This is a genomic window from Amycolatopsis sp. QT-25, from assembly GCF_029369745.1.
GTDB lineage: Bacteria > Actinomycetota > Actinomycetes > Mycobacteriales > Pseudonocardiaceae > Amycolatopsis.
Genome location: NZ_CP120210.1, coordinates 3,299,842 through 3,312,293, shown reverse-complemented (window position 1 = coordinate 3,312,293; position 12,452 = coordinate 3,299,842). Strand labels below are relative to the sequence as shown.

Sequence of the window (12,452 nt, the reverse complement as noted above, 5' to 3'; positions counted from 1 at the left end):
CGACGCACGGTGTCGAGGCGGAGCGGTGTCAGAAGCGGAAGCCGAGTTTCCCGCCGTTGGTGCCGGTGTACATCCGCAATTGGTACTGCCCGACACCGACCCCGGTGCAGATCCAGCTTCGGGGCGGGTCGACGCCGGTCATCTCGCCGTAGCATTGCGCGGTGCCGTTCGGGCGGATCAGTTCCCAGCGGTACTTGGTGCTGCTGGACCCGTAGACGTCGGCATCGACAGAGACCGTGCCGGTCACGCCGTGGTAGAAGCTGTTCACACAGATCTGGTTACGGCCAGGGCATTCGACCACGCGGCCGGCGGCCGAGGCCGTGGTCACCGGACCCGCCAGCAGCCCCAGCACCGCGAGCGTCGTCACCATCGCGCCGCCCCGACCATGCCGATTCAGCACAGGCACGACACTCTTCCCGGAAGCAGAACCGGCTGCACATCCTCCGGCCAAGGTCGTTCGTCGAGTGATCCTCATTCGTCCTCCTCGTGGTCCGCGGTCGGGTAACCCGAGCCCGCCACTCCCACCACGCCTCACACCCCCGGCCGCGTTGCCATCCGCCACAACTCGCCACCCGAATGGAGCCAAGCACGTTCACGACACTTTCACGACGGGCGATCCGACGGAGTCCTCCCGCGTGGACGGAGTGATCGAGGCCGGATTTGGCCCTCCGCGGTGCCGTCGGAGCGCTCAGTGTCCTGCTGACCAAGGTTGACCACGGCCTTCGTAGCGATGGCCGCCAGTGCGACCGTAGTGCCGTGTCTTGCTGTGGGATCGGGTCCGGATAGCCTTGTTCGTCTCACCTGTCGGGCGGGAAGCGTTTGCTTTTTCACCTTGAGTTCCTCGGTTGAGACCAAGCCCGCCACGGGGCCGGCCCGTCCAGTGCGCCCGCTACCCGGCGCGGATCGCATCTCGTCACACCGCGCGGGCAAAAGCATTGATTCAGCATCGCCTGCATCGTAATTCAGCTTTTTTCGTATTTTCCACCATGCTTTGCTGAAAACTATGACGAACGCACGAAGGCGGCGATCAATGTGCATACGGGACGCGGTCTCCTTTGCGGGAATGTTCAGCTGAGGACGATGGCCTGTGGCGACAACCAAGCGGGTATCGAGTCACGGTTTTTTCGCATTACCGAGCACCTGGTCCCGCCCAGTTCACGTGGTTACAGTGAACTTTCCGGCTTCATCGCCGGCTCATTCACTCGGGGCGCCGGGTCTGCGCCCTGAGACTCCTTCGAAGAAGGACGTACTCCATGCACCGTTCGACAAAAAACCAACGGCTTGTCATCAGTATGGTAATGGGAATCATGACTCTGGCGTCGATCTTGTTCGCTCCGGGAGCGCACTCGGCATCCTTCGCCGGGTACACCCTCGTGCAAGAGATCGAGACGCAAGGCCGCCACGTCAAACTCTGGCGCAATACCGAGAACGGCAGGTTCCACGGGGAAATCACCAACGCGAAATGGCCGGACCAACTGATGCTCACCGGAAGTGGTTGTCCCGGAGAACCGGTCAACTGTTATGTGACCTATGTGCCGTCAGGAGCGAGCTTCGCCAACACGCCAGAGGTCAGCGGCGTGGTCGACGCTTGCGGGTATGCGGGAGCCGGGTGGAAATGCACCTGCGTCGTCTGTCTGCACTCCCAGGAGAAACAGTCGCCGGCCGTGTCACGCCTTGATGCTGCCGGTCGACAACAGTTCCGCCCGGAGAACGCGCTTTGATCGGATCGTGTCGATGATCAGCAAGGGAACAGACCTCCCTCGTCGAAAGGAAACCATGTCGAAGTTCTGGGGAAGAGTCGGTGTCGTGGCTTTGACGACAGCCGCGCTCGCGTTGGGGGGCGGAACCGCCTCCGCCACGCCGGATCCGGCATCTCCGGCACTCGCCGCGATCACGGACCTGGGCACGTTGCCAGGAGACTTGTGGAGCGAGGGCCAGAGTGTGAACGCTCAGGGGGTGGTCGTCGGCGCTTCGCATACCAACGGCCGCGTTCGTGCCGTCCGATGGGCGGCCGACGGCACAGCGACCGCCCTCAGCGCACTGCCCGGTGATCCGAGCAGTTACAGCTGGGCGGTCAACACCGCGGGAACGGCCGCCGGCGCGTCGCTCAGCTCACAAACCAATCCGCGTGCCGTCCGCTGGTCTGCGTCCGGTGCCGTCACCGCCCTGTCCGGCATCGGTGGAACCAGCAGCTACGCCTACGGAATCAACGACAGCGGTATTGCCAGCGGTTACGCGACGACCAGCGCCGGCCAGCGGCACGCTGTGCGCTGGGGCGCCGCCGGTGGCGTGACCGACCTGGGGACGCTCCCCGGCGATAGTGCCAGCGAAGCACGCCGAGTCAACAATCACGGTGTGGTCGTCGGCGTATCGACACAGCCGGCCCAGAGCAGAGCTGTCCGATGGGCTGTGGACGGAACCGCTACCGAACTTCCCGGCCTCGGCGGGTCGATAACCGTGGCCTGGGGTATCAACGACAACGGCGTCGTGGTCGGAAACTCCACCACCGTGAACGGTCAGAATCATGCCGTCCGCTGGAGCGCCACCGGGGCCGTCACCGACCTTGGCGTCCTCCCCGGCGATTCGGCGAGCTACGCGTGGGGCATAGACGCCAGTGACACCAGCTCAGGCGCCTCGTTCAGCGGAAACCAGGCGCACGCCGTCACCTGGGACGCCGACGGCAACGTCACCCCTCTCGGAACACTCCCCGGCGGAACCAGCAGCCACGCGGTTTCCATCGCCGCAAAAACCTTCGCCGCGGGAAGTGCCCTGACGCAGCAAGGCAATTCCAGAGCCGTACGGTGGACTCTGTAGAAACGACAGCCGTCCACACCATCACGTCGGCGCCTACCTCTGGCCTGCTGGCACAAGACAGAGACAACCTCGACACACCGGGTGGCCAGCGGGTCGATATCTGACCGGCGGGTCGGCGATGGTCACGCCCAGTACCTTTCTTGTACCCAACCCATCGGCACCCGTGCCTGGTCGAGTGCGACGACGCCTCGCGCCGTAACACTGTCCATCGGTCACAAGATCCGCGTACAGCACACCCTTACCGATGATGCGACGATCCAAAAGTGCCTGGGTTGACCGCGGGCGCACCTTCCAGCCGCCGCGAAGTCCAGCAAGGGAGCGAAGTCCGATCCACCTCGCGGGTAGCACTCTTCTTGGTCTGACCAGAGAAGGACAACGAGGACGGCCCCAACGCGGCGGGCTCGTCGCGCACCCGGGCGACGTTCCGCACACCGCCGTCTGCTGCTAGCTACAGCCCGCCCACGGTGTCGACGATGAGCTTGACTCACCGATCGACGCCTCAGGCCCGAACCTCACCTCGTGGGCACCGAGTTCGGACAAGCCGACGGCGCGAGCAGTGGCTCCGCTTGAGGCGAGGACACCCTCCCGAAGCCGGTCGTCCGAGCCTGCGAGACCCAGCGTCTTGAGCGATACCAGCGCATCCGCGCCGACGGTTCCCGGCTCCGCCCGATAGATGCACAGTGTTTGCCGGTCACGGGCAGAGGCCAGTACTTCGGGTTCGAGCTCGAAGCAGCCTGCCTGAGGATGGTGGAAGACCTTACGACGGCTGGTTCCGGCTGCCACATCGTGCTTGCGCCATAACCGGGCGAATTCGGCGGATGTGACAGAGAGTTCCCGCACGAGGTGCACGAGCTCGGCATCTGACGGCCGTTCTACCGAAATCCGGCGCAGGTGACTCACTGTTTCCGCGGCCACGGTGTTCCACTCGGGATAAAGAAGGCGGCTCTCCGGCTGCAGGAAAAGCCTGCGCGCCATATTGCGCTCACCGCCGGGGCGCAGACCGAGAAGCTCGGCCGCGAGAGGCGTCCACGCAAGCAGGTCCAGAGTCCCACCCAGAACGACGGCGGGTAGATCCACTAGCCGAACCAGGATCTCCCGCATTCCGGCTTGCACACCCTCCGCCGCGTGCTGTTCACCTCGCCGTGGCCACGACCGCGGACCGGTCAGGCGAAGCAGATGTTCACGCTCGACGTCGTCCAGCCGCAGCACGGCGGCCACCGCGTCCAGCACCTGCCACGACGGTGTCGCTCTCCCCTGTTCGACGCGGGTGTAGTAGTCGGTGCTCACCCCGGCCGCTACCGCCACCTCATCGCGACGCAATCCGGGCACCCGACGCCGGCCCTGTGGGCTGAGCCCTACGTCGGCCGGCTGGATGCGAGCGCGCCGGGACCGGAGAAAGCCGCCTAGTTCCGAACCCATGCTTCCATCATCCATGATCGATCAGACCGTAACATGGGTCGATTCGACCTAGTCGAAATCAGCCCTGGATACCTCATCCGAGGCGGGCCAGACTTCCGACCATGTCGACAACCCCTACCGCACCACTTGCCGGGCGGCGAGCACTGATCACCGGCGCCGCGTCCGGAATCGGTGCCGCCACCGCCCGTCGTCTCGCCGAAGACGGTGCTCGTGTCATTCTCGTCGCGCGTCGCGCCGACCGCTTGAAGGCCCTCGCCGACGAGATCGGCGACCAGGCCGTAGCGATACCGGCGGATCTCACCGATCGGCACGCTGTCGAAGCACTCGCCGACCGTGTCGACCTCAAGACCGTCGATCTCCTGGTCAACAACGCCGCCGTCATGCTCCCCAATCCACTGACCGAAGGTCGCGACGAAGAATGGCGGCGGATGCTCGACCTGAACGTGAGCGCGGTGCTCCACACGACTCGCACACTGCTCCCCAGTCTCCAAGCCGCCGCCAGCGCCGGGAGGGCCGCGGACGTCGTCAACGTCTCCAGTACCGGCGCTGACGTCCCCGTCTCCGCATTTGCCGTCTACGGCGCGACGAAGGCCGCACTGTCCTATCTGTCCCGAGCCCTGCGCGTGGAACTCGCCGCCACCGGGCTCAGAGTCACCGACGTCAAACCCGGCGGCGTTGCCACCGAACTGTTCGCACACACCACTCATCCCGGTATCCGCGATCGGCTCGCCTCGGCGGTCCGTAGCGGGAAACTGCTCGATCCGGCTACCGTCGCCGACGCGATCGCTTACGCGGTGAGCCGTCCGGTGGGGACCTGCCTCTCCCAGCTCACGGTGATGCCGTCTGCCCAACCACAGTAGTACGACGAGGGGACAGTCTTCGCTGTGTCAACACCGCACGGTCCTACAGGGTTGCTGCCCCGAGATTCACGCGTATAGGCAGCCCAGCCTCGACGCCGATACCTGCCACCTCACTGTTCACGCATCGATGACCAGACAAGCATCGAAGTGCCATATTTCGCATCAATGAACACTTGAGGTGTAATTCGGGGTTGGAGTGGTTCGGCCTGCCGTGTTGACAGGTGAAGGCCTCCAGATGTGAATGGAGCTGTCCGGGAACTGTCGAGCAGGGCTGAAGCCGGCCGCAGACGACGAAATCGTCATCATCGCCACGAACACCGCCAGGAAATGGACTGAGTGTTCACTGGTCCGAAGGAACTCAGCGCGATCCGGTTGTTCATCCCGAACTGCAGGCAACGCCGTGCAACGATGAAATCGAAGCGTCCGCTGGAAACGCCGGCGGCAAGGCGCCACCTGTTCGGCAAACAGCAGGTCCAGCTTTTGAAAGACGGAAAACAGCGGGTCGGTTGCTGCCGAACGTGTATAGACTGAATCCATGACCGACTTGCACTGTGATCCGACTGCCCCGCTGCACGAAACTTCCGAACGACTCGCCGTCCGTCCCGGCGTGACGATTTCCCGTTGCTCGTTCGAGAACGCCGAGGGTGGCCGCGTCACCGGATATTTGGTCGAGCCGAACGGCACGCCCAGGGCGGGCGTGCTGTACATGCACACCACCAGTGGAACGGAGGGGTTCCTGCCGGAGGCGATCGCGCTGGCCAAATCGGGCGGGATCGGATTGTGCTTGCAGTTCCAGTACGTCGATGACGACCAGGTGGCAGCAATCCGCCGGTCGGTGCTGGCCCTGCGCCGGGGCGCGGATCTGCTGCTGGGCCGGACAGATCGGATCGCAGGTGTCGGGCACAGCGGTGGCGCGATGATGATGGCGGTGGTTGCCGGGCTCGACCAGCGGTTCGCGTGCTTCGTACTGGAGGTGCCGATGGCGGGCCTGACGCATCACTGGCGCAACACCCACCATCCCGAGGTCGCACGGATGCGGGCGTCGTTGCCACCGGAACTGTTCGAGCGGACTCTGGCCGAGATGGCGCCGTACGACGCGGAACATTTCATCGGTGACGTGCGGGTCCCGGTGCTTTACCAGTTCGCGCGGTTCGACATCGGTGTCACCGCGGCGGAATCCGAGGAATTCTACGCAATGGCGCCGCAGCCCAAGCAGCAGCGATGGTACGACTCGGGGCACGTGATCAACGACGTGGCCGCGTATGCCGACCGGGCTGAGTTCCTGACTGAGCACCTCGGGCTTACCAGGAGCTGAGCTCGGCCGGAGCAGTGCTGACTCCTGCGTCGTATCAGTCAAGTCAAGGCTCATCGGTCCGATGCGGGACCGGATGTCGGTCAAGGCAGCCTTGGCCGGTGACCACACGCTTTCTCCGGCTTCACAGATCGTGCTGAGGGCGGGGCAGAGCTTTATCGCCGCGCTTGGATCCGGATGAGCTGTAGGCGTTGATCCCAGAATTGAGCCACGTCAGCGGAGCCCGGCCGGTAGACGACCGTGTGGCGTTCCCCGCGATCGTGTTCGTGTCGACGTCGCTGCCCAACGGAAGCAGGCTTACCGCGAAGCACCACATCTATTCCGGTGAGATTTACAGCTCAGAACCCTCGAAAGACGCCGTCGTCGTCTGCCGCGCGGGTGAACTCGTCCCAGTCCATGTTCCCCAGGGAAATATTGTTCTCGATTGACCACAACTCTCCAGCGATGACTCTTAGCTGTTCAGTTCGCTGTCCACCTCGGTAGATGCACAGTAACGGCCAGCCGGATCGAGACATCGCCCGCCTGTCGGCGACGATGAAGAGCGAATGTGGACCGATCGACGGCAGGAGCTGCTCGGCGGTCATGTCACGATAGGCTTGGTCGTCCACGACGTGCACGTGCGCCAGGAAGTCGTCCTCGTTCGGTGTCTCCACCGCCGTTCGCAAGGCCTCCCAGCCGGCCGGATCGGAGAAATCCGTGCGAATCAGCGGAGTCCCGACAGCTTCTGGCTGACCTTTCACGGGTGCCATCCTTTCACTTCTCGCCCAGGCGACATGTCAGCTGGCTGAATCCCAGAGACACCCGCGCTCCTGTCTGTCACCTTGGCTTTGGGCTTGCCATCGGTGCGAACCAACAGGTCGACGTTACTCACGCACATGGCACTGACACATGACTACCCCGGAAACGGTCTCGGTCCTTCGAGAACGGCCGAGCTGGAGTACCGGACGGCTCGCCCTCCGCGTTTGTCCTGCCAGCTCGTTGTAGTGGCGTTCGACAACCAGGGTCGCGGTGCCGGCCAAGAGTCGGGCGAGGGCGGAGTCCTGCGGGTCGCGATGGTTCCTGACAAGCCCTGTCATGAGCCAGGATCGGCGTCGGCCAGCAGGCGTCCAGGCCGGCTTGGCTTGCCAAGCCGGCCTGGAAAGCCTTCCAGAACGGGTCGCTGGCGATATCGGACACGACGACCGATTCCCGCCGGCGTGGGCGGCATTACCGCACGAACCGGCCGAGGCCCGCACTCTGCGTTGGCCGACCCGTGACCACGACCTGTTCTGCAGTCCATCCCGTCACTCGTCCTTGCGTGACCGGCGCACCAGCATCTTCGGCGATCTGCGACCACGCAACCGCCCTCAGCCACGACGCGGGCACAGCCGACCCTGGGCCACAAGCACATCGAAGCTGCCATTCTCCGGTCCTCGATCAACGCCGGCGAACCAGCACGAATCTCGGCCGGAGACACGGCCGGCCACACGATCAGCTCCGCGGTTCCTGGGGAGAAAGTGCAACACCAGGGACGAAGTTCAGCCCACGCAGAGACGGGACTTCGTCAGCAACGGCGAAGTGAGCTATACCGATTGAATTCGGCAACGTTCCCCCTGGTACCCGCATGAAAGGTACCGGCCCCCGCACTGTTGTCGTAGTTCTTGTTGACATACATGCAGAACGAGCTGGAACTCCTGTTGTTCCAACTCCTCGTACGATCATCGAAATTCTGCAGGGACAAGTCCGGTGAACCAATCTGGAAGAGTGCCATGGCACCTTGTCCGTCATCTCCCGCGAACAGGCACATATACCCCGCCGTACAGCGGTCATATCCCGTCGCGGCGTCCGCCGAAGGCACGGTGACCAGCAAACCGGCCAAAGCGACCACCACGATGCCAAGACCTCTCTTGAAGAACGACATCTGTTTTCCTTTCACTTGATCCAGCGCGGAGACCTCTGCGGTTCACGTCCAGGCGAAGATCGTTGCGCCATTCTCGCCTGGCGGTAGCGATGCGAGCATGGCAAAAGCAAGCGCCTCCAGAAGTACCGAGTACGTCGGTGAAGCCACCCACTCCCCCGACGCGACGACACCGATCGCGCAGAGCGCTTCATTCAGGTGTGGTGCCGAGGCACCGGCGAGGAAACCCTCGATCTGACGCCCGTGGCCACCCAGATCACCGCAGGGGCGATCGCTCGATCCGAGGACGTCCGCGGAATTCAGCCTTGTCCTGCACCGCAGGAAAAGCAATGACCCCGCGATGCGATCTGCTCGACTCACGATGCACTATCAGACATCACCGCGCGCGTCACGCTCTCACAGCGGCGCCCGGCGCTGCCAGTGTCCGAAGATCAGCGACCAGGTCGCCCGGCGCGGCATCGCTGCATGAACGTGCTGGGGGTGGTCAGGCCGACGACGGCCGACGCGATCGTCTCGACGGCGTGACGCAAGGCACACACTCGAGGCCCGGCTGTGTTCGGTAAGACACAGGGTCCCGGCATCCCCGCTTCTTCGCGTGCCCGGCGGACCTCATAGCGAAGGGCCCCCTGTGTCGCACCCCGTGGTCAGACGACGAGAGGGGCGGCGACCTTGAGTTCGTCGTGCTCGACCAGCCGGCGAACGGCCTCGAGTACCGCCTCTTCGGGTTCGTATCGGGGGGCGTAGCCGAGAAGCGTTCGGGCCTTCTCGATGGTCAAGCACTGGCTCCGGTGCAGGTGGTTCCAGCTGTGCTGGGCTTGGTCGGGGGGTGTGGCCCGCCGGAACTGCTCCCAGGTGACGGGCTCAAGCGCGATGGTCTGACCGAACCAACCGGCCGCCGCCGCCGCATAGCCGCGGACGGTCAAGGCGGTGGGCGCGACGACGTTGAAATCCTCTCCCGCCGCGGCGGTGCGGTGTTCGATCGCCTGCTCGAAGGCGTGTGCGACGTCGTCGGCATGCACGTGATGCATCAGTTCGGCGCCACTTCCCGGAACTTGCAGAGGTGCGCCAGAGGAGAGCGTGAACCAGGTGACCGGATCGAAGTTGCCCACCGGGTTCACCGGATGCCAGCCCGGACCCACGAGGTGCCCGGGATGCAGAGAGGTCGTTTCCAGCCCTCCGGCGGCAGTCTCCGCTTTCAGCATCCGCGCGATCTTGTCCTTTTGGATGCCGTACTCACCGATCGGTGCCGAGCCGGTGGCCTCCGAGATCGGCAGTTTGTGACTGGGCCCGTAGCGCCACATCGAACCGCAATGCAGCAGATGACCGGTTCTTCCGCGCAGAGCCGCGACCAGCGCGCTCGCCGACTCCAGGGTGAAGCACACCATATCGATCACGACATCCGGCGCCAGCCCGGCCACTCGTTCGCCGAAGGTTCCCTGCTCGTCCTCGCGATGCCGGTCGGCGGTGACTCGACGTACCTGCTGCCACTCCGAAGCCTCGGCATAGGCAGCTCGTGTCCCGCGGCTGATGTTGACCACATCGTGGCCGGCGCGTATCAGCCGCGGGACGAGGAAGGTGCCGACGTGTCCGCTGCCGCCGATGATGACTATTCGCAAATGGTGTCCACTCCTTCTCTTGCGCACCTCGGCCACAGGTTCGAGCGTCCGCTTCGATGCAGCCGCTCCGTCACCGCTGCGAACGTCCGACGGCGGCGAGCCTTGCGGATCCTACCGGCTTCTGGACCTCGCCACCCTTCAACAACATCGCGCCTTGATGCTACCGCTACGCCGAACTATTGAGGGTAGGACAAACGTGTCATGTTGCGAGTCCTGCCGCACCGGTTGCCCGCGTTGACTCCATGAAAAGGGTATGCGGGACGCGAGCCGAACACAGGCCGATCTCGGCCTCGACCGTCCACGAGGGACATCCCGCCTCCCCTTAAGTGCCCGATTTGCACTTTGTGCAGCCTCGCGCCGGGTCTTGAATGACGACAGTCAGCACCAAGAGTTTCTTAAATACCTACCGCATTCCGGCTTCGACTGATCGCAGGTCCGTGAAGCCTCCCTCCTGCACTGATGCACGGAAAGATGCCTTTACGCACTTCGGCAGAGGCGAAGTCGGGTTTCGTCGGTTGCGCCAGTGCGCCTGGGGCGGGCGCGGGTACATGAAGGCCCCCCTTCCTTGCGCTAGACGCAAGGAAGGGGGGCCTTCATGTACCCACAAGAGAGAACCACAGCAGCGGGCATAGCGCACACAGGGGTCGTGATGTTCCTTGTGGACTGTCGAAGCCACGCCAGACCCTTCAGCGATCCGCGCCTGCCTCCGACTTCGCTACGCCGAGGTTTCCTTATCTCTCAATGAACTCGACGCGCAGCCTTCAGCACTGCCGGCCTCGACCTAGTTCACTCTCGTGCCGTCTCCGCTTCCTGAGTCCGCGGCACTCCACCGGGAGCGGTTTCCGGCCGCGTATCCGAAGGTGTGCCGAACCATGCGGTAAGGGCTTGCCGCAGCGCGAGCACGGCTGTGTCCGTCGATTCGTCGATGCCTGCGGTCCACGCAACGTGGGCATCCGGCAGGATCGGAAGGGCATCGGCCGGCCGGTCACTGGTCTTCGCGACCTGAATGACGACGCGAGTTTCCCATTGGCGAGCAGTGTCGCGTAGATCCGCTCGATCGGCCAGATCGAGCAAGATCGGTCGCGCCCCGCATCAGAGCCGCGATGTTCGTCGTAGTGTCATTTCCGGTATGAAGCACGAGATCGGGAACGAAAGTTCCGGTCAGGACGTGAGAGTCATAGGCGTGCAGCGGGGAACGGACGTCTGTACCGGCGAGCATACCTCCGATACGGCGTAGCGGTTGCTCATCAGGGAACAGCTCCAGGAAAATCGTCCGCAGCGCGTCGGCGGCGGAGTCCTGACCGCGTCGTAGAGCCACCTGGGCCCGCGTGTGGAGCATGGTCCTCATACCGGCCATCCGAAGTTCGTCGTGATAGGTGTCCAGCAGTCCCGTCGGCGCCCAGCCGTCGATGTCCGCCGCCCAGCTTCCAGGCAAGGTCGACCGCATCGAGCATGCCGGTGTTCAAGCCCACGCCCGTGGCGGGAAGGAGGTGTGCCGCGTCGCCGCCAGCAGAATTCGTCCGCTGCGGTATCGATCGGCCTGCCGGGCGTGCAACTGACAAAGCGAAAGCCGGATCACCTCCTTGACAGGTATCTCTACACCGAGGACGCGGCGGACACTGTCCTGGAACTCCGCCAGGCTCATCGGTGCGTTGTCGTCGGTGTCGACCGCCTCCTTCTCCGTGGTGGAGACGAGCAGCACCTCCGGAGTCAATGCCCCGTATCCGAATACGCCTCGTTCTGTGCGCGTGAAGCCGGCTTTCACCCTGCCCCCACCGGGCAAGTCGAGGACTTCGCCGGTTTCGGGTCTGGCCATCAAATCGGGCCACGTGACCTGTCCGAGCCGATGAACCTCGGGATACGCGGTTACCGGGAATTCAATGCCGGCCAGATCGCGAATCCTGCTGTGTCCGCCGTCGCACCCGACCAGGTATCGAGAGGTCACCAGGTAGCGTCCGTCACGTCCCTCTACTTCGGCAGTCACTGTGGAACCGTCGTCGACGATCCCGACCACCTCGTGTCCGCGGCGCACGACCGCACCCACTTCGCGTGCCCGTTCGTCCAGGAGACGTTCGAGGATCGGTTGGGCAAGGGTGAGGCCCCGGAGCGGCGGTTCGGACAGCGGCGAGAAGTCGACATGTACTTCGCAAAACGGGTAGCGAGGAGCGGGATGACTCGGCGCGTCACAGGCCGCCTCGAACCTTTCGAGCAAGCCCCGGTAACGAAGTAGTTCCAGGACCTGCCCGCCGAGCCCGTTGGCCTTCGGAATTTCGCGCAACTGTGGCTGCCGCTCGAGAACCATGGATCGAACGCCGGCGAGCCGCAGTTCACAGGCCAGCATCAGCCCGGCCGGGCCGGTGCCCACGATGACGACATCGACTTCGGACCGCACATCCTGGCCGGCCGTGGAGCGGACGGTGGGGGCAGGCTCATGATTCCATTCCGACTTCCTTGACGTCTGGGTTACCCCGATGGTTCTGCCGAACCGACCGGGGCTTGCCGCAAGCTCTCCTATGCGCTATAAATTGGAAATG

At 64.1% G+C, this 12,452-nt stretch carries 10 protein-coding genes and 1 pseudogene; 4 read left to right on the top strand and 7 right to left on the bottom strand.

The genetic code is table 11. The annotated features are described in order from the left end of the window. Positions 1-28: 28 nt before the first annotated feature. On the bottom strand, positions 29-370 hold the full coding sequence (locus P3102_RS15445; protein WP_276369987.1) for a hypothetical protein: 342 nt from the start codon (positions 368-370) through the stop codon (positions 29-31). A gap of 883 nt (positions 371-1,253) precedes the next feature. Between P3102_RS15445 and P3102_RS15440 the strand changes: the two genes are divergently transcribed. Together P3102_RS15440 and P3102_RS15435 are read left to right on the top strand one after the other, a co-directional pair. Beyond that, positions 1,254-1,721, top strand: coding sequence for a hypothetical protein (locus P3102_RS15440; RefSeq protein ID WP_276369986.1), 468 nt, complete (start codon positions 1,254-1,256; stop codon positions 1,719-1,721). Positions 1,722-1,734: 13 nt separating this feature from the next. After that, positions 1,735-2,814, top strand: a complete 1,080-nt coding sequence (locus P3102_RS15435) for a hypothetical protein (protein ID WP_276371186.1) — start codon at positions 1,735-1,737, stop codon at positions 2,812-2,814. A 444-nt stretch (positions 2,815-3,258) separates the two neighbouring features. Here P3102_RS15435 and P3102_RS15430 read toward each other — a convergent pair whose 3' ends face one another. Beyond that, on the bottom strand, positions 3,259-4,233 hold the full coding sequence (locus P3102_RS15430; RefSeq protein ID WP_276369984.1) for a helix-turn-helix transcriptional regulator: 975 nt from the start codon (positions 4,231-4,233) through the stop codon (positions 3,259-3,261). Between the two features lie 101 nt (positions 4,234-4,334). Here P3102_RS15430 and P3102_RS15425 point away from each other — a divergent pair, with 101 nt between their 5' ends. Beyond that, positions 4,335-5,093 carry an SDR family oxidoreductase gene (locus P3102_RS15425; RefSeq protein WP_276369983.1) on the top strand — a complete coding sequence of 253 codons (759 nt, stop codon included), beginning with the start codon at positions 4,335-4,337 and terminating at the stop codon, positions 5,091-5,093. A 535-nt stretch (positions 5,094-5,628) separates the two neighbouring features. Beyond that, on the top strand, positions 5,629-6,408 hold the full coding sequence (locus P3102_RS15420) for a prolyl oligopeptidase family serine peptidase (RefSeq protein ID WP_276369981.1): 780 nt from the start codon (positions 5,629-5,631) through the stop codon (positions 6,406-6,408). Positions 6,409-6,743: 335 nt separating this feature from the next. On the opposite strand, the gene P3102_RS15415 is transcribed toward P3102_RS15420, so the two are convergent. From P3102_RS15415 to P3102_RS15395, 5 genes and pseudogenes are all read right to left on the bottom strand, one after another. Then, positions 6,744-7,145: a hypothetical protein gene (locus P3102_RS15415; protein ID WP_276369980.1), complete on the bottom strand. Its 402-nt coding sequence runs from the start codon at positions 7,143-7,145 to the stop codon at positions 6,744-6,746. Between the two features lie 803 nt (positions 7,146-7,948). Next, entirely contained in the window at positions 7,949-8,305 is a 357-nt protein-coding gene (locus P3102_RS15410; RefSeq protein WP_276369978.1) for a peptidase inhibitor family I36 protein, read from the bottom strand. A 641-nt stretch (positions 8,306-8,946) separates the two neighbouring features. Further along, complete coding sequence (locus tag P3102_RS15405) at positions 8,947-9,954, bottom strand: NAD-dependent epimerase/dehydratase family protein (protein WP_276369976.1); 1,008 nt, start codon at positions 9,952-9,954, stop codon at positions 8,947-8,949. 750 nt (positions 9,955-10,704) lie between these two features. Beyond that, complete coding sequence (locus P3102_RS15400; protein ID WP_276369974.1) at positions 10,705-10,992, bottom strand: hypothetical protein; 288 nt, start codon at positions 10,990-10,992, stop codon at positions 10,705-10,707. A gap of 173 nt (positions 10,993-11,165) precedes the next feature. Next, positions 11,166-12,259: pseudogene (locus P3102_RS15395) on the bottom strand (FAD-dependent monooxygenase). Positions 12,260-12,452: the final 193 nt, after the last annotated feature.